Here is a 23,856-nt window from a genome sequence, read left to right as displayed (position 1 = left end):
TCGTCTCCTTCAATTCGACTGGACTGCACTTGCTGAAAGCCCCAGCTCCCGTTCGCCGAGCGGCGCAAAGTAGCCCTCGACGTCGGACTCCCGGACTTCGGCGAGAGTCGGTGGCTTCCACTGCGGGTTGCGGTCCTTGTCCACCACCTGCGCGCGGATACCCTCCCGAAAATCGGGTCCGGCCAGGCAGTGGAGCCCTACCCGATATTCCTGATCCAGCGCCTCCTCCAAAGAGAGCCCCCGGACCCGCCGCAGCGACTCAAGCGCGACCTTCACCGATGTGGGAGATTTCGCCTCGATCGTGTCTGCTGCAGCGGCTGCCTCGCCGCCCAAAGCGCGCAGGCTCCGGACGATCTCTTCGGCATCCTCATGGACGTAGGCGGCATCGATCCACTCCCGCTGCGCCGCCAACGCTGACTCCGGCGCGGCTTGGGCAAAGCGCTCGACGGCGGCCTCCGCCGTCGAGCTTTCCAACGCTTCCGCCATAGCGGGCAGCTCGGACGACGGCACGAAATGATCCGCAAGCCCGAGGAACAGTGCGTCCGCGCCGGACAAATGTGCCCCAGTCAACGCGGCATGCGTTCCTGCCTCCCCTGGTGAGCGTGAAAGCAGAAGGGTCCCGCCGACGTCGGGCACGAATCCAATGGTGGTTTCCGGCATGCCGGTGCGCGTCCGCTCGGTGACGACGCGAACCGAGCCATGTGCAGAGATGCCGACCCCGCCGCCCAGGACGAGCCCGTCCATGAAGGCGACGTATGGTTTGGGGTAGTGGGAGATCAGCGCGTTGAGCCGGTATTCCTCGGCCCAGAACCCGGCTGTCGCGGTGCCACCGTGCAGCATGTCTTTGTAGATGGCAACGATATCGCCACCCGCGCAAAGTCCGCGGTCGCCCGCGCCGCGCACCAGGACGGTGGCAACGGCGTCGTCGTCAGCCCACTCGGCCAGCTGCCGGAGCATGGCTTTCACCATTCCATCGTTCAGCGCATTGACTGCCTTCGGGCGGTTGAGTGTCACGATGCCGAGATGGCCGCGACGCTCAAAGAGAACGTCTTCTGTTTCCAAGGCCCCCATCAGCTGCCTGCCGGCATGATGAAGCTGGCACCCTGGCGAATGCCGGAAGGCCACCGCGACGTCACGGTTTTGGTCTTGGTGTAGAAGCGGAACGCATCGGCGCCATGCTGGTTGAGGTCGCCGAAACCGGACGCCTTCCAGCCGCCGAACGTGTAGTACGCGATCGGCACCGGAATCGGCACGTTGATGCCCACCATGCCTACCTCTACCCGGCTGGCGAAGTCGCGTGCGGAGTCGCCGTCGCGGGTGAAAATTGCGACGCCGTTGCCGAACTCGTGTTCGCTGCAGAGCCTAAGCGCTTCGTCGTAGTCAGCCGCCCGCAGCACGCTGAGGACGGGACCGAAGATTTCTTCCTTGTAGATCTTCATGTCCTTGGTGACATTGTCGAAGAGCGTTGGGCCCACCCAGAACCCGCCGTCGTAGCCGTCCACCGTGAGGCCGCGACCATCGGTGACCAGTGTTGCGCCTTCGTCCACGCCGGATTGGATGTAGCCTTCGATCCGTTCTTTGGCTGAAGCAGCCACCACGGGACCGAAGTCCGAATCCTTATCCAGGCTGTGGCCTACCTTCAGGTCCTTCACACGCTCGGTCAGCTTGGCCACCAGAGCGTCTGCGGTTTCCTGGCCAACGGGCACGGCAACGGAGATAGCCATGCATCGTTCACCGGCGGATCCGTACCCGGCACCAATCAGGGCGTCGGCAGCCATGTCGAGATCGGCGTCGGGCATGATCACCATGTGGTTCTTCGCACCGCCGAAGCATTGGGCGCGCTTTCCATGCGCAGCTGCCGTGGCATAGATGTACTGCGCAATGGGGGTGGATCCCACGAATCCGATGGCCTTCACCCGCGGATCTTCGAGCAGAGCATCCACGGCTTCCTTGTCGCCGTTGATCACGTTGAAGACGCCGTTCGGCACACCGGCTTCGCTGTACAGCTCGGCCAGGCGCAGCGGCACGGAGGGGTCCCGCTCGGAGGGCTTGAGGATGAACGCGTTGCCGGCTGCGAGCGCCGGTCCTGACTTCCACAGCGGGATCATGGCCGGGAAGTTGAAGGGCGTAATGCCCGCGACGACGCCCAGCGGCTGGCGGAGCGAATGGACGTCGATCCCTTGGCCGGCGTTGTCCGAGAACTCGCCCTTGAGCAGATGCGGCGCCCCGGCGGAGAACTCCACTACCTCGATGCCGCGCTGGATGTCGCCCTTGGCGTCGGCGAAGGTCTTGCCGTGTTCGGAGGATAGGAGTTGTGCGAGCTCGTCCATGTTCTGGTTGACCAGGTCCACGAACTTGAGCAGGATGCGTCCCCGGCGTTGCGGGTTCATTGCCGCCCATTCGAGCTGACCCTTTTCGGCATTTGCGACGGCGTTGCGAACCTCGTCCGCGCTGGCCAGCGGAAGCCGCGCCTGGACTTCGCCCGTGCAGGGATCATAGACATCACTGAATCGACCGGACGTGCCTTCGATCCTCTGGCCGTCTACGTAGTGGGAAAGCTCGCGCACCATGGTGGAATGCTCCTTTGCATCGTGAATGACTGCCGTGCCGCCGGGTGCTGGGACCGTTGCGGAACACGTGACCAGCTGTGATCCAGGTCATCTCTGAATCCGAATATACTCGGACTTCCTACTAATTTCCAGAGGGGTATTTTTCTGCCGCGGGACCTCCGCCCACCTCGTCAGCGCGGGCAGGCCAGTGGCCGGTCACCTTATGGAAATCGATGGCCGTCATGAGGTGTGCCACGTCGAAGGTGCGGATATTAAGGCTGAGCTTTGCACCATGAACGGACTTGACCGTCAGGATTGGCTGCCCCTTCATCACCTGAACGCGGTAGTGCGCAATGTCGCCGTACGGAACCACGTGTTCCTTGCCGAGCACGGTACGGAAGGCAACCTCGTGGGCGCGCGGAGCCACATACCAGTTGCGGTACATCAGCACGAAAGCAAGGCCGGCCAGGAAGATGGCAACCGCGGTGATTCGGGAACCCAAGGGAGAAGGAGCATAGGCGAACGAGACCAAGCCCATGAGGAGGCCGAAACCAAGGAAAAGCCAGCCAATGAACGGCACCACTTTGGGTAGGCGTACCTGTTCCGGATACTCCTTGGACCTGTTGGGGTGCTTCCGCGCCCACCAAGCAGCCACTGCCAGGAGCCCTGCGACCAGAGCCCCGGTGGCGATTTTTAGGATGAGCTCGGTTGACATGCCCCCAGCCTATAGTCGCCCAGCCAAACCTCGGGGAGCCCTTAGTGGACTTCCCTCATCTCCTTGTACGCTTCCAGCGCTTCCGCCCGTGTTGTCTTCAGGTCCACGATTTCCTCCGCGTACTCCGGTGTTCCGAACTCGGGAATCCAGTGGGCGATGTACTTCCCCTGGGGATCGAACTTCACGCGCTGGGCCTCCGGATTGAAGATCCTGAAGAAGGGCGAAGCATCCGCCCCGGAGCCGGCTACCCATTGCCAGTTGGCTGGATTCGACGCCGGATCGGCATCCACCAAGGTGTCCCAGAACCATTGCTCCCCCAGTTGCCAATGAATGCCGAGGTTTTTCACCAGGAAACTGGCGGCAACCATGCGGACGCGGTTGTGCATCCAGCCCGTATGCCAAAGCTGCCGTTGCCCCGCGTCCACCAGGGGAAAGCCGGTGCGGCCTTGCTGCCAGGCCAGGAATTCCTCCGGCGCTGACTCGTGGCCGGGGTGCTTGCCGTTGCTGTTGCTGCTGCCGTTACGGTTAGAGCCGGGCCACGCCCAGGGAAAGCGATCAAACTCCGGGCGAAGGTTGGCCGTTGCAAGGGTTGGATTGTGGAAGTACTGGTGCCAGCAGAACTCGCGCCAGCCCAACTCGGAAGCATAGATAGAGGCGCTTTCCGATCGCCTGGAGCCCAGAGCATGCCACACCTCAAAGGGGCTCAACTCACCCCAACGCAAGTAGGGCGAGAGGCAACTGCTCCCATCAGTATCCGGACGGTTGCGGCCCTCGCTGTAATGGGAAAGGCCGTCCGCCACGAACTTGTCGAGCCGCTTGTGCCCGGCGGCAGCACCCGGCGTCCACATTTCGGCCAATCCGCCGGACCAGTCCGGGGCGGTGGGAAGCAGTTGCCACGATTCCAAGTGGTCATGGACGGGTAGCTTTCCGGTGAAACCGTGCCCCGCTTCCGGGACGGCCAGCGGCTCGCGGAAGTCCTGCGCGGAAACAGTCCGCCAGAAAGGGGTGAAGACCTTGTATTGCCCGCCCGTTTTGGTGGTCACTTCCCACGGCTCATGGAGCAGGGAAGCCTGAAAACTCGAGACATGCAGTCCAGCCTCGCCCGCCCAAGCCTTGATACCGGCGTCGACCGTTCGCTCAGCGGAACCGTACCGCCGGTTCCAGTACAGCCCACCGGCACCCATCGCCGTCGTGATCTCTTGGACGACGTCAGCAGCTGGTCCACGACCGAGCAGCAGGGGAACACCAAGCCTGTCCAGATCTTCACGGAGGGCGGTCAACGAGTGGTGGAGCCACCAGCGCGCGGCGCCACCGTGGGGGCGGATACCCGGCGATTCCTCGTCAAGGATGTAGAGGGCAACGGCCGCGCCGTCGTCGACGGCGGCACGCAAGGCCGGGTTATCGGCGACCCTCAAATCGTCGCGAAACCAAACGATGGACGGTTTCATTAGAGCCTTTCAGCGAGAACCTCCGGAAACAGGAACAGCCCATGCCCCTAAAGAATCCTAGGGGCATGGGCTGAATGCTTGCTGGAATGAGGTCAGGCGATGGATGCCACTGCCTGTTGGCGAATTTCGGAAACCGGAATGTCGGTGGCGGTCTCGCTCCACATGGGAACACTATTAACGACGTAGTCCCGCGCGGCTGCACCTACCATGCTCATACCGGGATAAACTCTCTGGCCACTGACCTTGATGGGTTTCAGTCCCTGGAGTTCAAGGGCTGTTTTGAAAGCGGAGTCAGGGATGGGGATTTTGCGTCCGAGAACGCACCAGCTGATGTAGAGGCCGTAGAAAGTGTCAAAGTCCAAGCCGTTCTCAGTGTCGTCCTCAAACACCACACAGTCACGAATAAAGCTGCCAATTTGGGTGTCGGTCATTACGGGGCCTCCGGCGTCGGAAGAAAATGCGGGCCGCCGGGCTGCATCAGCGAATGTCCTATCCCTCACTATAGACCCGTTCTGGTTGCCCGGACGAGGGAAAAGGAGATTAACTCTGGGTTGCGGGGTGTTTGCCCTCCGCAAATGCGCTGGGCCTGGCAGGGCTCTGGCGCCCACACCCACACCGGCGTACCGTCATTTACATCCATGCAGAGGGCCGCCCACTGGGCAGCCGCTGGAGCTCAAGCGATCCGCGAGCTCACTGATAAGGAGCATCAAGTGGCTGGATGGAATGCTGACACGGCAGCGGGGCCGCTGGGCTCCGGAACGGTCACCTTGGTGGAGGGCTCGTCCTTCTGCATTTCTTCGACCAATGGGGACATCCACCCCGAACTTCCCCATGGCGTCTTCCATTTGGACACCCGAATACTTTCCCGATGGGAGCTGACCGTCAACGGCCAGATGATCGAAACCCTGGCAGCTGAAACCCGGGAACCTTACCGTGCACTGTTCGCAGGGCGGGTACCACGGTCGGACGGGTACGCGGACAGCCCGCTCCTGGTGGAACGGCTGCGGGAGGTCGGGGCGGGAATCCTGGAAGAAATTACAGTCCGGAACTACTCCAAACGGCCTGCAGAGTGCCGGATCCTGCTGACTGCCGAATCGGATTTCGCGGACCTCTTTGAGGTGAAGGAAGCGCGCATCACCCGGGAATGGACGGAAACCCGCATCCCGCAGGGCGACTCCTTGGAGATCCGCGGAAAGTGGGAGGGCATCCGGAAGAGTGTTGTCATCCGGGCTGAGGGCGCCGGCGCCGGGGCTCGAGCGTTGGGATTCACGGCCGAGATTCCGCCTTACGGGAGCTGGAGCACGCGCGTGAGCGTCGTCCCCACCCTTGACGGTGCAGGGACGCCTTTCGCCCATCCGGCCCGCGGCGAGTTGTCCCCCAGCGATCGTCGCCGGGAAGAATGGGTGGCCAAAATTCCCCGCCTGCAGGTTGGGAATCGCTCCATCGAACGCACCCTAAGGCGTAGCTACGAAGACCTGGGCGCGTTGAGGATCCAGGATCCTGACCATCCGGACAGGGTGGTTGTTGCCGCCGGGGCGCCCTGGTTCATGACGTTGTTCGGCCGCGACTCCTTGTGGGCGTCAGAGATGGCACTGCCCGTTGACCCGTCGCTGGCATTGGGCACCCTCCGCACGCTGGCTGACCGCCAGGGAACGGTAGTGGACATCAACAGCGAAGAAGAACCGGGCAAGATCCTGCATGAAGTTCGGCTGGACGTCTCCAGCGGCTTGGCCTTGGGCGGCCAGTCCGCGTACTTCGGCAGCGTGGACGCCACTCCCCTGTTCGTCATTGTCCTGGGCTCCGTCAGCCGGTGGGGTTTCGCCAAGGATGTGATCGCGGAGCTCCTCCCCAACGCGGATCGCGCGCTCGAATGGATCAGGGACTACGGCGACCGGGACGGCGACGGCTATGTGGAGTATGGACGTCCCAACGAGCACGGCCTCATCAACCAGGGCTGGAAGGACTCCTGGGACGGCATTAACTTTGCCGACGGCACCATTGCCGAGCCGCCACTGGCACTGTGCGAAGTCCAGGCGTATGTGCATGGCGCCTACATGGCGCGCGCTTGGATGGCTTACGACGACGGCGATCTCACCTTGGCAGCCGAGCTTCGGGAACGCGCGGCTCGCCTCAAGAAGAAGTTCAACGAGGAGTTTTGGCTCCCGGACAAGGGCTACTATGCGGTGGCCTTGGACAAGGACAAGCGACCCGTGGATGCGTGTGCTTCAAACATGGGGCACTGCCTGTGGTTTGGGCTGGTGGATGAAGACAAGGCACCCCTCGTGGCCGAACGGCTGATGTCCCCGGAAATGTTCAGCGGCTGGGGTGTCCGGACACTGGCCAGCGATATGGGGGCCTACAACCCGGCCAGCTACCACAATGGGTCGGTCTGGCCACATGACAACGCCCTGATAGCGGCGGGGCTGCTCCGCTATGGCTTCGTGGAGGAAGCGCAGCGTATTGCCACTGCCCTCCTCGAAGCTGCCGAGTTTTCGGGCGGCAGGCTCCCTGAACTGTTCTGCGGTTTTGACCGCGGACAGTTCAGGGAGCCCGTGCCGTATCCGACTGCCTGCTCCCCCCAGGCATGGGCTGCCACCACTCCCATCCAGCTGATCACCGGACTCATGCGTTACGACGCCCATATTTCGCTGGGCGGCGTTTGGCTGGATCCGGTATTGCCGGAATCTTACGGTGACCTGCACATCAGCAACGCCCCGATGGGGAGCGGGCGCATCACCATTGATGTCGCCGGTTCCACATCCCAGGTTCAGGGGCTCCCGGAGGGCCTGGTACTCCACCGTGCGCAACGGCCCTGGATCACTGAGCTCGTGGAGAGGGCCGAGCTCCGACGGACAGAACCCTAGGAACTACTGAATTGCTGCCTTGAGTTCCTTGGCAGCCAGTTCCGGATCAGCTGCGCTGTAAATTGCGCTGCCAGCGACCGCGACGTCGGCACCGGCCAACTGCACAGCTCCGATGGTTGATGCGTTCACTCCACCGGCCACAGAGAACGGTACGCGGGCCTCTTCGCCGGCGTTCAGCAGTCCACGCAGGTCGTAACCAGGCTGGGCTTGCTCATCGAGTCCAGCGTGGAACTCGATGAACTTTGCGCCCAGGGCGCGGGCCTCCTTGGCGCGGGAAACCTTGTCGGCCACGCCAATCAGGTCCACCACTATGCCCTTGTTGTGGGACTGTGCCGCCTTGACTGCACCGGCAATGGTGGAGTCGTCCGCCGTTCCGAGGACGGACACCAGGTCGGCGCCTGCCTTGAAGGCGATGTCGGCCTCAAGCTCGCCTGCGTCCATGGTCTTCATGTCCGCGAACACTATTTTGGTGGGGTGGGCTTCCTTGATTGCCGTAACGGCCGAGAGACCCTCGGCCTTGATCAGCGGGGTGCCCAGCTCGATGATGTCCACGTGCTCGGCTACTTTGCCGGCGAGTTCCAGGGCGTCTTCGATGGTGAGGAGGTCGAGTGCAACTTGCAGTTTCATAATGTTGTTTCCTTCTTTGGACTGGTTGGTGAATCGGGTGGGTATGAGGGTGTTGCGCGAATCTCAGGGCGTGGGGTTCTACTCCAGGTTTGCGTGGCGCAACCAGAGCTGCTCAGCAGGCTCGTCAGTGGCGCCCCAGAGAGAATGGAAAACAGCCTCGGTCACCAGGAAGAGCGACTGTTCGAAGAGGCTGCCGGAGTACTGCTGCGAAACATCAGAGCCATGGTCCGTCTTCTGGGCCGCCGGGACAACCACCACCGCCTGGGCAAGACCAGCCAACGCAGAAGACGGGTTCGTGGTGATTGCGGCAACCTGGGATCCCGCCGACAGCGCTGTTTGAGCCGCTTTGACTACTCCCGAAGTAGTACCCGAACCGGAAGCGACAATCAGCAGGTCCCCTGCGTTGATGGCGGGTGTTGTGGTATCACCCGCAACATGGACGGTTTTTCCGAGGTGCATGAGTCGCATGGCTGCCATCCGTAGGACCAAGCCGCTCCGACCGGCTCCGGCGAGGAAGACGCGTTCAGCACCGCTGATCTCGTCGGCCAGGCGGGACACTTGTCCGTAGTCAATGCCGGAGGCCGTGCGTCCCATCTCGCCCAAGATCAGGGAGACGTTACCGGCTACGTCGTCACTGGTGGTTGTTGCTGTTTCTGCGGTGACGTTCACTTTCACTCCTTTTGCAGGTGGGTGCCTCTTCCCTCATAGGGCCTATATCAATTGTTCCGGTTACTTCAGGTAGGGGTAACGCCAAAAATGGACAGTAATAACCACCCTTTCGGGTAGGCATGTCGATGGAACTCCTTTAGGCTTGGTTGCATGCCACAGCCCAACGACTTCCACTGGCCCCTTCTGGACTCGGTTTCGTCCATTGCAAAAGCCCCCTTGATGGGCATAGCCGAAGAGCTTCGCGCGGCCACCCTGCCGTTCCTGTCATCGAGTGCCTTGGTCATCTTCACTGAGGACTGCACGGGCCGCCCACAAAAAAAGGCCGGGGCAGAGGACATCGTCAGCAGGGTTTCCATCCCGGAACTGGAACGCCTGCGCGCCTCAGTGGGCGGGGACGGGCCATGGCGGGGGGCCGCTATGGTTGGCGGCCAGCAGCGGGAGGTCCTCGCGTTCCGCTACGCACCAAGCAACGCCCTGCTGGTCCTTACCGATCCGGCGCCAACCCCAATCGAGGCGGACAGCGGACCCCTCCGGATGGTGGGCTACCTTTGGGATCTTGCAGCGGCGCGCATCCAAGAGAAAGTGAGCGACGCTCCGCCGTCGTATCTTCTGGAGTCGCGGGCAGCTTCGGCAGAGCGTGTACGAGTCACCGGCGAGCTGGTAGACCAACACTCAACCACGCTCGAGACCGTCCTGGCGGCGTTACGTTCAAACTCACTGGACGACCGTGCGGCCCGTACGTTCGTTACTGATCTCACCGCCAAAGCCCTGGTAGGCCTCCGGACCCTTAGTGACCGCACCAGCAACCTTGTGGAAGAGCCTGTGGCCAAGGCGTTCGAGAGGCTTCGGGAAGACCTCAGGCCGCTCATGCACTTCAGCAACATCGACATCCAGTTCATCGAACCGCCTGCCAACGGAAGGGCACTGCCTGGCGAGGTGGCCCACGCCGCCAGGGCTGTGGTTCGAGGGTTGGTCCTGGCTATCGCCGAGCAGTCTGATGTGCATCGGGTCCGGACGCAATGGGACTGCGACGGGGAGAACCTGCTGATCAATGTCAGGGATGACGGCGGCGGGGAGCTTTCCCCTGAAGGGCCCACCTTGGAACGGTTGCTTCAACGTGTGCAGGCCGTGGACGGGACCATGAACGTGGACGTCATGCAGGGATGGGGCGCCGATATTTCCGTGGTCCTGCCGTTGGATCCGCCGTCAGTTCCCGCGGGGGACGTTGCAGAGTGGGGGCTGGCCGGCAGGGAACTCGAGGTTCTTCAGTTGCTGGCTGCCGGCCAGCGTAATCGCTCGATTGCCGCTGACCTTGGCATCAGCGAAAATACTGTGAAGTTTCACCTCCGGAACCTCTTCCGGAAGCTTGACGTCCGGTCCCGCACTGAGGCCATTGCCCTGGCCCACAGTGCGGGACTCCGGTAGCCGTACTACGCGTCGATCACCATATCGGTCTGCGCGGTGGAACAGCAGGGCAGGAACTTGCCCGCATCGATCTCCCGGGCGCGGATGCCACCTTGGTGGTTCATCTCCACTTCACCCGAAAGCTTGACCACCTTGCAGGAGCCGCACATCCCTTCCTTGCAGTTCGCGCCGATCCTGACCCCGGCACGCTGGGCCGGACCGAGGATGTGCTCGGTTGGGTCGATGCGCACATTGATGCCCGTACGCATGAAGGACAGGGTGAGGCTTCCCGTTCCCACTGTCTCGAAGCTCGATGCATCAGGGACTGAAGCCTCCGGGGAGGTGCCCGAACCGCCGTCGCTGGCTTCCGGATCGGACGTCGAATCAGCGTCGACCGCTTCGAGCGGCAGGCCTGTGGCCTCCAAGGTGCCGTCCGCGTCGTACCTCGGCTCGTAGAGACCGAAAGCCGCAGGCTGGCTCTCGAAGTAATCCTCGGCGGAGTCGGCAATTTCCTCGGCAATTTCTTCTGCGATGTCCGTGGCGAGGGCCACCTCCGCCGCATATTCGAGGAGCATCTGGCGATCACCTGAGAAGAACTCCATGTAGATGGAGGTATCGTCCACGCCAACCTTCTTGAGGAGTTCCGTGGCCGTGTTCAGGTAGCCCTCGGGTCCACAGGCATATACCTGCCGGCCGTTGGCATCGGGGGCAACCTCCTCCAGCATTGCTGCCGTCAGCCTTCCACTAAGGCCTTCCCAGCCCTCGGGCTTGCTGCGGTCGCCCAAGGAGTAGAAGACCTTGATGCGCGAGTCAACGGACGCGATGTAGGCCAGCTCCTTGTTGAAGGCAAAGCCTCCGGCCTCTGCCCCGTGGTAAAGCACCACCACATCGGCCTGTCCGGGCAGGGAGTGAATGGTCCGCACCATGGACATGATGGGAGTGATGCCTGCACCGGCTGCCAGCAGGAGATACCGGGCCCGACGGTCGGCGTCGGGCAGGTGGAATGCCCCTACCGGTCCGAGCATGTCCAGAACGGTGCCGGGTTTGATGTTCTCGTGCACCCACGGTGAAACCAGGCCCGTGGCATCGCGCTTGACTGTGATGTCGAAGGTCCACGGCTTGGTGGGAGCACTGGACAGCGAGTAGCTGCGGTCCACCGGATCCTCGTCCTCGCCATTCACCGGGAAAGCAACATTAACGTACTGGCCTGCACGGAACGCCAACGGGGCGCCATCGGCGCGGCGGAACACGAAGGTCATCATGCCGCCCACTTCGGGAACAATCTCGACGCATTCGGCCATGAACTCCTGCGGGTGCCAAGGACCCAACGCACGTGCCGCGCTGGCGGGTCCTTCGGTGCTGCCCATGACCCTGTTCCACGGCATCTCAAGACCGCGAATGCGATGTGGCTCCTGGACTAACGTCTCAGTGAGGAGTTCCGTCATGCCAAGTGCTCCTGGACACGCTGCACGTACCAGTTGATGAATGCCTCCACCTGGTATTCGCTCTTCATGTACGGGCCGGGCTCGTACGCGGGGCTGCCGGCACCCGTCTGGCACAGCTCCACGAAGGCCTTGTCCTGCAGGTTGGTCTGCTTCCAGGTGTACGTAAGCTTTTCCAGGTCGTAGTCAACGCCTTCGACGGCGTCGTCGGCTACCAGCCACGTAGTGCGAACCAGGGACTGGTGTTCGTTGATGGGGAAGACCCCGAACGTGATGACGTGGTCGCTCTGGAAGTGGAACCAGCTGTTGGGCTGAAGGTGCATCGAGCAGCGGCCAAGGCGGAAGTCTGGCAAATCGCCGAGAAGTTTCTTGGAGAGCCTACGCCCGTCAGCCGAGAACGACTCACCCTCGCCGTCGAGCGATTCGCGTGAGATGCGGATTCCAGCAATCCGGGTATCAAGCTCCTCTACCACTTCGTAAGGCAGGCCGTAGCGGCGGCAACGCTCCTCGAGCGACGCCTGCGCTTCCTTGTTGCGGTCCCACACTTCTTCAAGGTGTGCCGGGATCAGCCCCTCCGTCAGCCCCCAGGTGGGGAACAGGGAGCAGGCGAGCTCCGGGTGCCCGTCGCAGTGGTAGCACTCACGGTTGTTCTCCATGACGAGCTTCCAGTTGCCCTCTTCAATGATGTTCTGCTGGTATGCGATCTTCGTCTTGGACAGATCGTGGGGCGCGAGGTACGGCTCGAAGATCTTGGAGGTCTCGTCAAAATCGGTGGGCGGTTCGTCCGCGATGCAAACAAAGATGAGGCCGGCCACTTCACGGCTGTGCGCACGTTTGAGGGCGAAGCAGTTCTTATCGAATTTGGCTTCGCCGGGAGCGGAGGCGTGGATCAGGTTGCCTTCGGGGGAATAGGTCCAGGAGTGGTAGCCGCACACGAGGTTTCCTGTGGACCCCGTGGCCTCAGTCAGGACGCGGGCACCGCGGTGACGGCACACATTGTGCAGGACGTTCACGCCGCCGTCGTCATTGCGAAGCACGATCAGCGAGTAGGGGCCGTAGTCCACGGTGATGTAGTCACCCGGCTCCGGGAGTTCCGCGACGCTGCCGGCAAAGATCCAGTGTTGGCCAAAAATGGCCTCCATATCGATCTTGAAGATCGTGGCATCGGTGTAGAAAGGCGCATCGAGGGAATATCCCTTGCGCCGGAACTCGAACAGTTCGCTGATCTCCGCCAGCTGCTCAGCAGGCAAAGATGAAGCGAGTTTTCCGCGTGAGTTGAGGGGCAAGACTGGAGCAGACATGTGTTTCCTCCCAGGAGGCGTGGATAAGTGTGTAGTTCATTGGGGACCGCGGGTGCATCGTCGCAAGCGGCATTATCGAAGTCTTCGTAGTACGAGATTAGAGATGAATGAGCTGCAACAAAAGCGCAAGATTCAGAAGATAACCGTGCACAATAGGTGCATGATTGATGCGAGGCTCATCACACTTCGAGTTTTTGCCCGTTGCGGCACCATCGGTGCCACCGCGGAGCTCACCGGCTATTCTCCCTCCGCCGTCTCCGCACAGCTGCGCGAGCTCCAGCGGATGCTCGGAATGCAGCTGCTGACCAAGGACGGCCGGGGCGTGCGGCTGACCGCCACGGGACGATTCCTGGTGGCCGGTTCGGACACACTTATCGCCGAATGGGAGCGCCTGCGCGCAGCAGCCATGGAGGCCGGCGACCAGGTACAGTCCCGTTTCGGTCTCGGCGGATTCTCGACGGCGGCGGCCCAGTTGCTGGCTCCGCTAGCCGCTACTTTGCGCACAACACGCCCCCTGCTGGAGGTACAGGTACTCGAGGCGAACCCGGCCCGCTGCTTCGACTTGTTGGTCGCCGAGCGGATCGACCTTGCGGTCATCGTTGCCATGCAGTCCGACACATACGTTGAGGACGATCCGCGCTTCGAACAGACGGTGCTGCTCGACGACCCCTTGGACGTGATCATTCCGGGTGACCATCCGTTGGCGTCACGGGAAACGGTCACGCTGGAAGAGCTGGCGTCTGAGCCATGGATCACCGAATCCGCCGGGTCCACCTATCACGCGCTCTTCACGGCGGCGTTCACGGCTGTGGGGGTAACACCGCGCATTGCCCATGAGGCGGTGGAATGGGAAACCCAAATCGCTTTCGTGGGCGCTGGACTGGGAGTAGGCCTGCTTCCGCGATTGGCACCGTTGCATAATGCCGAGAACGTGGTCCGGCTCCGCATTACCGGCAAGGGAAAGCCCGCGCGACGCATTGTGGCAGCGGTGCGCAGGGGCAGTATTGCATCACCCCTGGTTCAGGAGTCGCTCGGCATTCTTCAGGAGAGCGCCCACCGGATCCTCACAGCCCGCCCCGAAGACGACCGCTGACACTCCAATCGGCGGCTGTCACACTTCTTCCAGCACGCCACCAGTATCCGGGCATCGACGGTCCCCACGGGTGGCCCATACGAATATGCGCGTCGTCAACGGCCCACAGGACCGACGGGTGCGGCCAAGAGCTGCTCAGGCCCAGACCTGGTATCCCGTCGACTTGTCGAACAGTTTCCTCGTAGAGAGACCCTCCGCGGCGATCCACAGCACGGAGTCGTCGTCGGAAGCCTGCTCCACCACGCCGGTGAGAACATGGTGCCCCATCAACCACACCTCCACCGTGTGGCCGGTCAGCTGAGCCCAGTCCTTCCGCAGGCCACGGCCGTGAACGGTTTTGACGAGGGCAAGATCCGTCATGCCTCTACCAGCCGCGTTCTGCGAGGCGGTGGGGCTGGGGGATGTCGTCGACGTTGATGCCGATCATGGCTTCGCCCAGGCCGCGGGAGACCTTGGCAATGACGTCGGGATCGTCATAGTAAGCAGTGGCGTTGACGACGGCGGCGGCGCGCTCAGCCGGGTTGCCGGACTTGAAGATCCCGGAACCAACGAACACGCCGTCGGCGCCGAGCTGCATCATCATCGCAGCGTCAGCCGGGGTCGCGATGCCACCGGCGGTGAACAGAACCACGGGGAGCTTACCGGTCGCGGCGACTTCCTTGACCAGCTCGTACGGGGCCTGCAGCTCCTTGGCCGCAACGTACAGCTCGTCCTCCGGAAGGGCTGCGAGCTTGGCAATCTCGGAGCGGATCTTGCGCATGTGACCGGTGGCGTTGGAAACATCCCCGGTACCGGCCTCGCCCTTGGAACGGATCATCGCCGCGCCCTCGTTGATGCGGCGCAGGGCCTCACCGAGGTTGGTGGCGCCACAAACGAAGGGAACGGTGAAGTTCCACTTGTCGATGTGGTTGATGTAGTCGGCCGGGGTCAGGACCTCGGACTCGTCGATGTAGTCGACGCCGAGGGACTGCAGCACCTGGGCTTCGACGAAGTGGCCGATGCGCGCCTTGGCCATGACCGGGATGGACACGGCAGCGATGATCGCATCGATCATGTCCGGATCCGACATGCGGGACACGCCGCCCTGGGCGCGGATGTCGGCCGGGACACGCTCGAGCGCCATGACAGCCACGGCACCGGCATCCTCGGCGATGCGGGCCTGCTCGACGTTAACGACGTCCATGATGACGCCGCCCTTGAGCATCTCCGCCATGCCCCGCTTAACACGGCTGCTGCCCGTCAAGGGGATGTGTTCAAAAAGGTGGGGTCTTGTCGTCACGTGATACTCCAAAGGCTGAAGGCTGTGATTGCATCACCAGCGCCCGGATTCGGCGGGGATATATGAGCGCGTGATATCCGGGTGATATATTAGTGGGAGACTTCAGTATGCAAGCACAGAAGCCCGGAGTCAACAGCGGGATCGGCGCCGACCTAGGCTGCGAAAAGTGCCTGCCGCACAGCGTGCTCGAAGCCGCTGACATGGACGCGGGCCAACTCGGCAGCCTGATCCTCATCACCATCAATAACGGCCCTCAACAGATCAAGGTGCTCGCGCACATGATGCTCGAGATCGGGCAACCGGTCCAAGACCATGCACCAAATCCGGGTGGCCAGATTGTCATAGCGAATCAGGATGTCTTCGAGGTGCGGGTTCGCGGCCGCCGCGTAGATGCCTTGGTGAACACTCGCGTCCAAGCGCAGGGTTTCAACCACCGATGCCGCACTGACGTCAAAGTCCTCCACTGCGCGCATTACTTCACGGAGGTGCTCTTTAGTGGCAGCCGAGGCGACCCGAGCAGCCCTCGCGGCAGCCAAGGGTTCCAACTGCGCCCGAATCTCAGATATAAAGGCCAGGTCAGTTACTTCCACGCGGGTGGCAAAGGTCCCCCGCCTCGGATAAGTAATGACAAGCCGATCCAACTCCAGGCGCTTCAATGCTTCACGCACCGGCGTCCGGCCAATCTCCAGGTCCCTGGCGAGTTGGTCATCGTTGAGGAGGTCGCCAGGCTTGATGTCCAGCATCAACAAGCGATCCCGGAGACGTTCGTACGCGACGTCAGCCAAGGATTTCTTCGTGGCCTCGCCGGTGACTGCCAGAGTTCCAAAAGCCACAGCGCCATCCCTTTCTTCACAACCAAAAAATCTATTGACCTACCCTGAACACCAGTATACGCTGAATCCAATCCTAATATATCAGTACAGGACCCAGGAATATATCTTAAGGAGGAGACATGACCCTCGTGGCGACAGACTCACCGGTAAGCACCCTACCGAAGCCCGACATGCTCAAAGAAGAGCAAGCACAGAAGTTCGTACTCACACTGTCGTGCGTCGAACGCGCCGGGATTGTTCAGGCAGTCACTACCTTCCTTTTCGAGCGCGGTTTCAACATCGAAGAACACCAGCAGTTCGACGACGGACTCCGCCAGACACTGCACCTGCGGACTGCTTTCTCCGGCCCGCTGTCCTACTCCCCGGAGCGCCTCGAAGAGGAATTCAGGGCGATTGCTGACCGCTTCGAGATGAAGTTCAGCTTCCACGACCAAACCAAGAAGCGGGTCCTGGTCATGGTGTCCAAGTTCGGGCACTGCCTCAATGACCTCATCTTCCGCTGGCGGGGCGGCAGCCTGGGTGGTGACCTCGTAGTGGTTGCCTCCAACCATGAGACCCACCGCGCCATGGCTGAAGCCGCTGGCCTGCCCTTTGTCTACATTCCAGTCACTCCGGATACAAAGGCAGAGGCTGAGCAACGGCTCCTGGACCTGGTGGAAGAGTACAACGTGGACCTCGTAGTGCTGGCACGCTACATGCAGGTACTTTCGGACGATCTGTGCCGTGCCCTCGAAGGACGCGCCATCAACATCCACCACTCCTTCCTGCCGGGATTCAAGGGCGCCCGCCCCTACCACCAGGCCTATGACCGCGGCGTGAAGCTGGTGGGTGCCACTGCCCACTACGTCACCGCTGACTTGGACGAGGGACCGATCATCGAGCAGGAAGTCATCCGCGTCGATCACAGCTACGGTCCCACCACACTCTCAACCGTGGGCCAGGACGCCGAAGCCTTGGCATTGTCCCGCGCTGTCAGGTGGCACTGCGAACACCGCGTGCTGCTGGACCAGACCAGCACCGTGGTTTTCCGCTAACCAAGCACCAGAACACCAGCAGACTCACACCTATTAACTTCAGCAGGAGAACCCCCATGGCATCCACGCCTCGCATTGTCATCATCGGAGCTGGGATTGTTGGCACCAACCTCGCCGACGAACTGGTCACCCGCGGTTGGAACAACATCACCGTCCTGGACCAAGGACCCTTGAACATGCCCGGTGGCTCAACGTCCCACGCACCGGGCCTGGTTTTCCAGACCAACCCCTCAAAGTCCATGGCACTCTTCGCCAAGTACACAGTGGAGAAGCTGCTGTCCCTCACGGAGGATGGCCAAAGCTGCTTCAACCAAGTGGGCGGCCTTGAAGTTGCCACCACGGAAACCCGCCTGGCTGACCTGAAGCGCAAGCTCGGCTACGCACAGTCGTGGGGCATCGACGGCAAGATCCTCTCCCGCGAGGAATGCAAGGAGCTCTACCCCCTGATCAACGAGGAAGACATCCTGGGTGGCCTCCACGTCCCCACCGATGGCCTGGCTCTTGCTGCCCGCGCCGTGCAGTTGCTCATCAAGCGCACTGAGGCCGCCGGTGTAAAGTACATCGGCAACACCGAGGTGACCGGAATTGAGCAGTCAAACCGCCGCGTGACCGGCGTCGAGACCCCCGACGGCGTGATCCCCGCGGACATCGTGGTTTCCTGCGCCGGCTTCTGGGGCGCCAAGGTGGGCGAGTTGATCGGCATGTCCGTTCCGCTCCTCCCGCTGGCTCACCAGTATGTAAAGACGACGCCGGTTCCCGCCCAGAAGGGTAAGAACGAACTTCCCAACGGCGCCCGGCTGCCGATCCTGCGCCACCAGGACCAGGACCTGTACTACCGCGAGCACGGTGACCGTTACGGTATCGGCTCCTACGCCCACCGCCCCATGCCCGTGGACCTCGATGAACTGGGAAGCTACGAGCCGAGCAGCATCACCGAACACAACATGCCGTCGCGCCTGGACTTCACGCTGGAAGACTTCCTTCCCGCGTGGGAAGCAACCAAGCAGATCCTGCCGGCACTGCGGGAAAGCGAAATCGAGGATGGCTTCAACGGCATCTTCTCCTTCACCCCTGACGGCGGCTCGCTGGTGGGCGAATCCAAGGAAGTGGACGGATTCTTCGTGGCCGAAGCCGTGTGGGTCACCCACTCGGCCGGTATCGCCCGCGCAGTTGCCGAGTTGCTGACCACCGGAAAGTCGCAAATTGATCTGGGAGACTGCGACATCCACCGCTTCGAAGAGGTCCAGCTGACCCCCGAATACGTCAGCGAAACCTCCCAGCAGAACTTCGTGGAGATCTACGATGTAATGCACCCGCTCCAGCCCAAGCTTTCTCCCCGCAACCTTCGCGTCAGCCCCTTCCACGCCCGCCACAAGCAGCTGGGCGGCTACTTCCTGGAAGGTGCCGGATGGGAGCGCCCCTACTGGTTCGAAGCCAATGCCGAACTCCTGAAGGAAATGCCGGACGACTGGCAGCCGCCGGCCCGCGACGCCTGGTCCGGAATGTTCAGCTCGCCCATCGCCGCGGCTGAGGCATGGAAGACCCGTACAGCAGTGGCGATGTACGACATGACGCCGCTGAAGCGCCTCGAAGTTTCCGGCCCTGGCGCCTTGAAGTTGCTGCAGGAACTGACCACCGGCGACCTTGCAAAGAAGCCCGGCGCCGTGACCTACACGCTGCTTCTGGATGAAGCCGGTGGCGTACGAAGCGACATCACCGTGGCCCGTCTGAGCGAAGACACCTTCCAGCTTGGCGCCAACGGCAACATGGACACCGCCTACTTCGAGCGCGCAGCCCGGCACCAGACCGAAAATGGAGGCGCCGGAGACTGGGTCCAGGTTCGCGACACCACGGGTGGCACCTGCTGCATCGGCTTGTGGGGTCCCCTCGCCCGAGACCTCATCAGCACGGTGAGCAGCGACGACTTCTCCAATGACGGCCTGAAGTACTTCCGTGCCAAGAAGGTCACCATCGGAGGCGTCACTGTCACCGCGATGCGGCTCTCCTACGTGGGCGAACTCGGCTGGGAGCTCTACACCAGTGCCGACAACGGGCAGCGACTCTGGGACGCCTTGTGGAAGGCCGGCCAGCCGTTCGGCGTCATCGCCGCCGGTCGTGCCGCCTTCAGCTCGCTGCGACTCGAGAAGGGCTACCGTTCCTGGGGCTCGGACATGACCACTGAGCACGACCCGTACGAGGCCGGCCTTGGCTTCGCCGTAAAGATGACCAAGGAGAACTTCGTCGGTAAAGCCGCCTTGGAAGGGCGCAGCGAGGAAAGCTCGGCCCGCCGCCTGCGCTGCTTGACTGTCGACGACGGCAGGAGCCTGGTACTGGGCAAGGAACCGGTGTTCTACAAGGACCAGGCGGTGGGTTACGTCACCAGCGCGGCCTACGGTTACTCGGTCCGCAAGCCGATTGCCTACGCGTACCTGCCTTCTGCAGTGTCCCTCGGAGACTCCGTGGAAATTGAGTACTTCGGACGCCGCATCCAGGCCACAGTTACCGAGGATCCGCTGTACGACCCCACCATGAGCCGGCTCCGGGGCTAACAGCCCACACAGCCACCAAGGGCATGCAGCCCGGACCCTTCCCCTCGCACCGACCGGGTCCGGGCCGCTGCCTTCCCCTTCTTAAGACAGCTTTCTCAGTCACTCTCTTCTTCAGTCAGCCAGGAAGACCCATGATCAGTTCAGAAACCATCCATGATTACCTCTCCAGGCTCGCTTCACGTCAGCCCACTCCCGGTGGAGGAGCAGCCGCTGCCTTGCATGCCGCCCAAGGTGCTGCCTTGGTAGCCATGGTGGCCAGGTACACCACCGGCGCCAAGTATGAGGAGCACGCCGCACTGGTAACCCGGATCACCAGCGCCGCCGACCACCTGATCGTCGAGGCCCTGCGTCTCGCGGACGCCGACGAGCACGCCTTCCAGTCGGTCATCGACTCCTACAAGCTCCCCTCGGAATCCGACGAACTCAAAGCAATAAAGACCGCAGCCATCCAGGACGCCCTGGTTCAGGCCGCCCATACTCCCGCGCAGCTCATCAACGTTGCCGGCGCAGTGGTGGATCTTGCCACGGAACTCTTTGACGTGGCGAACCCCAACGTCATCAGCGACATCGCCGCTGCTGCCGATGCAGCCCGCGCAGCTGCCACCACGGCCCGGGTCAACATCGACATCAACATTGTCGCCATCAAGCACGGCGAAGCCCGTTCCCGCCTGGCGGAACAGACGAACGGGATTGAGGACAAAGTGGTTCTCGCCGCCGATGCCCTGGTGCAGCGCGTCCGCGAAAGGATCCTCTCATGACCACCGAAGTGCGCGGGAACACCAAACTGCTTTCCGGCAAGCCGCTCGCTGCCCTTATCCAGCAGCGCGCCCATGAGGAGACCGCCCTCCTGGATGACGAGGGCATTCGCCCGGTCCTGGCTGTTGTTGTTGCAACGGACGACGAATCGACGCACTGGTATGTCCGTTCCATCGAGCGTGCAGCCGGACGAGCCGGTATTGGTTGCAGGATTGTCGATCTTGGTCACGATGCCACCGAACAAGTGCTGGCCAGCGTCCTGGCCGACCTCAGCACCGAGCCATCCGTCCACGGCATCATCCTCCAGACTCCCCTGCCTGCGGCTGTCCGGGCCGACCGTCTGGTGGGCCTCATCGCTCCGGAAAAGGACATCGACGGCGCCAATCCGCTCAGCCTCGGCCGCTTGGCCGTGGGGCAGCCCGCCTTCGCACCCGCTACAGCCCAGGCCGTGGTGGAGTTGCTGGACCACTTCCAGATTCCCGTCGCGGGGCGCAACGTGGCCGTCGTCGGGCGTTCCGCCGTGGTGGGCAAGCCACTGTCCCTGCTCCTCCTCGAAAGGGACGCCACGGTCACCACCTGCCATTCCAAATCAGGACCGCTGGAGCGCTATACCCAGCCGGCCGACGTCGTGGTTGTTGCCGCCGGACGGACCGGGCTGCTGAAGGGCAGCCACCTTTCCCCGGAGACTGTGGTGATCGACGTCGGCACGAACGTCCTGCCCGACGGTTCGTTGGTGGGTGATGTTGACGAAGCCAGCGTCACCGGCGTCGCGGCCGGCCTGAGCCCGGTCCCTGGAGGCGTCGGGTCAGTGACCACCGCGCTTTTGCTGCTGCACACGGTTGAAGCCGCCCGGCAACAGTCCCGCACCACGCTGCTCACTGCTTTCACTTCCCGGATCTGAAGGGTTCCCCATGCATTCCAAAGCCCCCCGCGAGAACATCGACGAGTCAAAGCTGACCGTCACCAAACCCAAGACCAAGGCCGTGGGTATCCCCGCTGTTGCCAACGCCTTGAAGATTTCGCTGGAACAGATGGGACCACTGCGCAGCGTTCAGACACTGCTGGCAGTGAACCAGCTGGACGGCTTCGACTGCATGGGGTGCGCCTGGCCCGAGCACGAAAAGCGCAACGCGGCAGAGTTCTGCGAGAACGGTGCCAAAGCAGTAGCCGAGGAAGCCACCCGGCGCCGTGTCACGCCGGAGTTTTTCGCTCAGCATTCCATCGCCGACCTCAAGACGCGCGACGACTTCTGGCTGGGCCAGCAAGGCCGGCTCACCCACCCGATGTTCCTGGACGAAGGCGCTACCCACTACAGGGCCATCGACTGGGAGGAGGCCTATGACCTCATGGCTGAGGAGCTGCGAAGCCTGGAACATCCTGACGAAGCCGTCTTCTACACCTCCGGCCGGACCTCCAATGAAGCAGCATTCGTTTACCAACTCTTGGTTCGCGGCCTGGGCACCAACAACCTCCCGGACTGCTCCAACATGTGCCACGAGTCCTCAGGTTCCGCCCTGGTGGAAACCATCGGCATCGGCAAGGGTTCCGTCAGCCTGATGGACCTGGAGACGGCGTCGCTGATCTTCGTGGCCGGGCAGAATCCCGGTACCAACCACCCGCGCATGCTCAGTGCGCTGGAGAAGGCGAAGAAAAACGGCGCAGTCATCGTGTCCGTCAACCCCCTTCCCGAAGCAGGTCTCCTGCACTTTGAGAACCCGCAGCATGTGGCAGGCATGATTCAAGGGACCCAACTGACGGACGACTTCCTGCAGATCCGCGCCGGCGGCGACCAAGCCCTCTTCCAAGGCCTGGGCAAATACCTGCTTGAAGCCGAAGCTGCCGGACGGAACACCCCGGGGCTGCGAACGGTCTTGGACCATGACTTCATCAACAACCACACCGTGGGCATCGACGACTACCTGCGGTACCTGGAAAAGGTGGAGTGGGAAGACATTGTGGAGGCAACCGGCCTCACCCTTGAGCAGATCCATTCGACAGGTGAACGGATGCTGGACTCCAGCGCCACCATCGTGTGCTGGGCCATGGGCCTGACCCAACACAAACACTCCGTACCCACCCTTCGCGATGTAGTCAACGTTCTCCTGCTTCAAGGCAACATCGGCAAGCCCGGCGCCGGCGTTTGTCCTGTGCGCGGCCACTCGAACGTCCAGGGTGACCGCACCATGGGCATCTTCGAGAAAATGCCTGAGACCTTCCACGACCGGCTTGACCAGGAATTCGAGTTCCGGTCTCCTCGCGAGCACGGCTATGACACCGTGGCAGCCATTCGCGCCATGCGGGACGGCAAAGTCCGTTTCTTCATGGGCATGGGCGGCAACTTCGTCCGGGCTGCCCCCGATTCCGACGTCACCGAGCAAGCCCTGGCAAACACCCGGCTGACCGTTCAGATCTCCACGAAATTGAACCACTCGCACTTGTCCACGGGTCGCCGGGCGCTGATCCTGCCTACCCTGGGACGCACCGAGAAGGATACCCAGCGGACCGGCGACCAGCGGGTCACCGTGGAAGACTCCATGAGCGCCGTCCACGCATCACGGGGACGCCTCAAGCCTGCAAGTGAACATCTCCACTCCGAAGTAGCTATTGTGTGCAACCTTGCAGACAGGCTGTTCAAAGACGGTCACCAACGCCTGCCCAACACCCCGCAGGCTTCCTGGCTGGCCATGAGGGACGACTACTCGCTGATCCGCAAACATATCGAAGCGGTATTCGACGGCTTTGAAGACTTCGAAGCACGGATCCAGCACCCGGGCGGTTTTGTCCTGCCACACCCGCCGCGCGATGCCAGGAAGTTCGACACCGCATCAGGAAAAGCGCACTTCACCGGCAATGAGCTGGAGTTCATCAAGATCCCTCCTGGCCGCTTGGTCCTGCAAACCCTGCGTTCACACGACCAGTACAACACCACCATCTACGGCAAGGACGATCGCTACCGTGGCATCCATGGTGGACGTCGCGTGGTGCTCATCAACGCTGACGACATCACCGAGCTGGGCTTCGCCGACGGCGAGATGGTGCACCTGATCTCCGAATTCCAGGGAACGGACCGGCGGGCCGAGAACTTCCGCATCGTCTCCTATTCGACTCCGAAAGGCTGCGCCGCTGCGTACTATCCGGAGACGAATGTCCTGGTGCCCCTGGACTCCGTGGCGGACACCAGCGGAACGCCCACCTCCAAATCCGTGATCATCCGGTTGGAGAAGGCCTAGGAGCCGCTGTACACCATGAGTTGTGTCACATAGTATGACTGATATATCTATCGCATCTTGATG

20 protein-coding genes are annotated in these 23,856 nt (G+C 62.2%); 8 read left to right on the top strand and 12 right to left on the bottom strand.

Annotation, left to right across the window (positions count from 1 at the left end; genetic code table 11):
* Positions 1–9 precede the first annotated feature (9 nt).
* From A477_RS0112150 to A477_RS0112130, 5 genes are all read right to left on the bottom strand, one after another.
* Entirely contained in the window at positions 10–1,071 is a 1,062-nt protein-coding gene (locus tag A477_RS0112150) for an enoyl-CoA hydratase/isomerase family protein (RefSeq protein ID WP_017199264.1), read from the bottom strand.
* Positions 1,071–2,570, bottom strand: coding sequence for a CoA-acylating methylmalonate-semialdehyde dehydrogenase (locus tag A477_RS0112145; RefSeq protein ID WP_017199263.1), 1,500 nt, complete (start codon positions 2,568–2,570; stop codon positions 1,071–1,073). The genes A477_RS0112150 and A477_RS0112145 overlap by 1 nt, the downstream gene beginning before the upstream one ends.
* Before the next feature lie 121 nt (positions 2,571–2,691).
* Entirely contained in the window at positions 2,692–3,264 is a 573-nt protein-coding gene (locus A477_RS22285; RefSeq protein ID WP_017199262.1) for a hypothetical protein, read from the bottom strand.
* A gap of 41 nt (positions 3,265–3,305) precedes the next feature.
* Positions 3,306–4,712 (bottom strand): cryptochrome/photolyase family protein, encoded by a 1,407-nt coding sequence (locus A477_RS0112135; RefSeq protein ID WP_017199261.1) that lies wholly within the window; start codon positions 4,710–4,712, stop codon positions 3,306–3,308.
* Between the two features lie 92 nt (positions 4,713–4,804).
* Positions 4,805–5,143: a hypothetical protein gene (locus A477_RS0112130; RefSeq protein WP_017199260.1), complete on the bottom strand. Its 339-nt coding sequence runs from the start codon at positions 5,141–5,143 to the stop codon at positions 4,805–4,807.
* A gap of 279 nt (positions 5,144–5,422) precedes the next feature.
* Between A477_RS0112130 and A477_RS0112125 the strand changes: the two genes are divergently transcribed.
* On the top strand, positions 5,423–7,576 hold the full coding sequence (locus tag A477_RS0112125; protein ID WP_017199259.1) for an amylo-alpha-1,6-glucosidase: 2,154 nt from the start codon (positions 5,423–5,425) through the stop codon (positions 7,574–7,576).
* 3 nt (positions 7,577–7,579) lie between these two features.
* On the opposite strand, the gene hxlA is transcribed toward A477_RS0112125, so the two are convergent.
* Together hxlA and hxlB are read right to left on the bottom strand one after the other, a co-directional pair.
* Positions 7,580–8,203, bottom strand: coding sequence for a 3-hexulose-6-phosphate synthase (hxlA, locus tag A477_RS0112120; protein ID WP_017199258.1), 624 nt, complete (start codon positions 8,201–8,203; stop codon positions 7,580–7,582).
* A gap of 78 nt (positions 8,204–8,281) precedes the next feature.
* Positions 8,282–8,872, bottom strand: a complete 591-nt coding sequence (hxlB, locus tag A477_RS0112115; protein ID WP_017199257.1) for a 6-phospho-3-hexuloisomerase — start codon at positions 8,870–8,872, stop codon at positions 8,282–8,284.
* Between the two features lie 150 nt (positions 8,873–9,022).
* Between hxlB and A477_RS0112110 the strand changes: the two genes are divergently transcribed.
* Positions 9,023–10,297: a helix-turn-helix transcriptional regulator gene (locus A477_RS0112110; RefSeq protein ID WP_017199256.1), complete on the top strand. Its 1,275-nt coding sequence runs from the start codon at positions 9,023–9,025 to the stop codon at positions 10,295–10,297.
* A 5-nt stretch (positions 10,298–10,302) separates the two neighbouring features.
* Here the strand turns inward: A477_RS0112110 and A477_RS0112105 are convergent, their stop codons facing one another.
* Both A477_RS0112105 and A477_RS0112100 read right to left on the bottom strand, forming a co-directional pair.
* Positions 10,303–11,721 (bottom strand): ferredoxin reductase, encoded by a 1,419-nt coding sequence (locus A477_RS0112105; protein WP_017199255.1) that lies wholly within the window; start codon positions 11,719–11,721, stop codon positions 10,303–10,305.
* Positions 11,718–13,019, bottom strand: coding sequence for an aromatic ring-hydroxylating oxygenase subunit alpha (locus A477_RS0112100; RefSeq protein ID WP_026005572.1), 1,302 nt, complete (start codon positions 13,017–13,019; stop codon positions 11,718–11,720). The genes A477_RS0112105 and A477_RS0112100 overlap by 4 nt, the downstream gene beginning before the upstream one ends.
* Positions 13,020–13,179: 160 nt before the next feature.
* On the opposite strand from A477_RS0112100, the gene A477_RS0112095 reads away from it, so the two are divergent.
* Complete coding sequence (locus tag A477_RS0112095) at positions 13,180–14,112, top strand: LysR family transcriptional regulator (protein ID WP_017199254.1); 933 nt, start codon at positions 13,180–13,182, stop codon at positions 14,110–14,112.
* Between the two features lie 135 nt (positions 14,113–14,247).
* Here A477_RS0112095 and A477_RS0112090 read toward each other — a convergent pair whose 3' ends face one another.
* The 3 genes from A477_RS0112090 to A477_RS0112080 form a co-directional block, all read right to left on the bottom strand.
* On the bottom strand, positions 14,248–14,472 hold the full coding sequence (locus A477_RS0112090; protein WP_017199253.1) for a hypothetical protein: 225 nt from the start codon (positions 14,470–14,472) through the stop codon (positions 14,248–14,250).
* Positions 14,473–14,476: 4 nt separating this feature from the next.
* Entirely contained in the window at positions 14,477–15,391 is a 915-nt protein-coding gene (pdxS, locus tag A477_RS0112085; protein WP_017199252.1) for a pyridoxal 5'-phosphate synthase lyase subunit PdxS, read from the bottom strand.
* Positions 15,392–15,543: 152 nt separating this feature from the next.
* Entirely contained in the window at positions 15,544–16,224 is a 681-nt protein-coding gene (locus tag A477_RS0112080; protein ID WP_017199251.1) for a GntR family transcriptional regulator, read from the bottom strand.
* A gap of 119 nt (positions 16,225–16,343) precedes the next feature.
* On the opposite strand from A477_RS0112080, the gene purU reads away from it, so the two are divergent.
* The 5 genes from purU (at position 16,344) to A477_RS0112055 (ending at position 23,793) form a co-directional block, all read left to right on the top strand.
* Positions 16,344–17,258: a formyltetrahydrofolate deformylase gene (purU, locus tag A477_RS0112075; protein ID WP_017199250.1), complete on the top strand. Its 915-nt coding sequence runs from the start codon at positions 16,344–16,346 to the stop codon at positions 17,256–17,258.
* A 56-nt stretch (positions 17,259–17,314) separates the two neighbouring features.
* A complete protein-coding gene (locus A477_RS0112070; RefSeq protein ID WP_017199249.1) occupies positions 17,315–19,807 on the top strand; it encodes a GcvT family protein in 2,493 nt (830 codons plus the stop codon).
* Positions 19,808–19,938: 131 nt separating this feature from the next.
* The gene (locus A477_RS0112065) at positions 19,939–20,565 is read left to right on the top strand and encodes a cyclodeaminase/cyclohydrolase family protein (protein WP_017199248.1); all 627 of its coding nucleotides are present in this window, start codon (positions 19,939–19,941) and stop codon (positions 20,563–20,565) included.
* Positions 20,562–21,464 carry a bifunctional 5,10-methylenetetrahydrofolate dehydrogenase/5,10-methenyltetrahydrofolate cyclohydrolase gene (locus A477_RS0112060; protein WP_017199247.1) on the top strand — a complete coding sequence of 301 codons (903 nt, stop codon included), beginning with the start codon at positions 20,562–20,564 and terminating at the stop codon, positions 21,462–21,464. Before A477_RS0112065 ends, A477_RS0112060 begins: the two co-directional genes overlap by 4 nt.
* Before the next feature lie 10 nt (positions 21,465–21,474).
* A complete protein-coding gene (locus A477_RS0112055) occupies positions 21,475–23,793 on the top strand; it encodes an FdhF/YdeP family oxidoreductase (protein WP_017199246.1) in 2,319 nt (772 codons plus the stop codon).
* Positions 23,794–23,856 lie beyond the last annotated feature (63 nt).

The organism is Arthrobacter sp. M2012083, assembly GCF_000281065.1.
In the GTDB taxonomy this organism is placed as follows: domain Bacteria; phylum Actinomycetota; class Actinomycetes; order Actinomycetales; family Micrococcaceae; genus Arthrobacter.
This window is presented reverse-complemented; position numbering and strand designations above follow the sequence as displayed.

Bases quoted from the DNA above. Each gene is read 5' to 3' on its own strand.
- A477_RS0112150 (WP_017199264.1), bottom strand. From the start codon at position 1,071: ATGGGGGCCTTGGAAACAGAAGACGTTCTCTTTGAGCGTCGCGGCCAT.
- A477_RS0112145 (WP_017199263.1), bottom strand. From the start codon at position 2,570: ATGGTGCGCGAGCTTTCCCACTACGTAGACGGCCAGAGGATCGAAGGC.
- A477_RS22285 (WP_017199262.1), bottom strand. From the start codon at position 3,264: ATGTCAACCGAGCTCATCCTAAAAATCGCCACCGGGGCTCTGGTCGCA.
- A477_RS0112135 (WP_017199261.1), bottom strand. From the start codon at position 4,712: ATGAAACCGTCCATCGTTTGGTTTCGCGACGATTTGAGGGTCGCCGAT.
- A477_RS0112130 (WP_017199260.1), bottom strand. From the start codon at position 5,143: ATGACCGACACCCAAATTGGCAGCTTTATTCGTGACTGTGTGGTGTTT.
- hxlA (WP_017199258.1), bottom strand. From the start codon at position 8,203: ATGAAACTGCAAGTTGCACTCGACCTCCTCACCATCGAAGACGCCCTG.
- A477_RS0112110 (WP_017199256.1), top strand. From the start codon at position 9,023: ATGCCACAGCCCAACGACTTCCACTGGCCCCTTCTGGACTCGGTTTCG.
- A477_RS0112105 (WP_017199255.1), bottom strand. From the start codon at position 11,721: ATGACGGAACTCCTCACTGAGACGTTAGTCCAGGAGCCACATCGCATT.
- A477_RS0112100 (WP_026005572.1), bottom strand. From the start codon at position 13,019: ATGTCTGCTCCAGTCTTGCCCCTCAACTCACGCGGAAAACTCGCTTCA.
- A477_RS0112095 (WP_017199254.1), top strand. From the start codon at position 13,180: ATGATTGATGCGAGGCTCATCACACTTCGAGTTTTTGCCCGTTGCGGC.
- A477_RS0112090 (WP_017199253.1), bottom strand. From the start codon at position 14,472: ATGACGGATCTTGCCCTCGTCAAAACCGTTCACGGCCGTGGCCTGCGG.
- purU (WP_017199250.1), top strand. From the start codon at position 16,344: ATGACCCTCGTGGCGACAGACTCACCGGTAAGCACCCTACCGAAGCCC.
- A477_RS0112070 (WP_017199249.1), top strand. From the start codon at position 17,315: ATGGCATCCACGCCTCGCATTGTCATCATCGGAGCTGGGATTGTTGGC.
- A477_RS0112065 (WP_017199248.1), top strand. From the start codon at position 19,939: ATGATCAGTTCAGAAACCATCCATGATTACCTCTCCAGGCTCGCTTCA.
- A477_RS0112060 (WP_017199247.1), top strand. From the start codon at position 20,562: ATGACCACCGAAGTGCGCGGGAACACCAAACTGCTTTCCGGCAAGCCG.
- A477_RS0112055 (WP_017199246.1), top strand. From the start codon at position 21,475: ATGCATTCCAAAGCCCCCCGCGAGAACATCGACGAGTCAAAGCTGACC.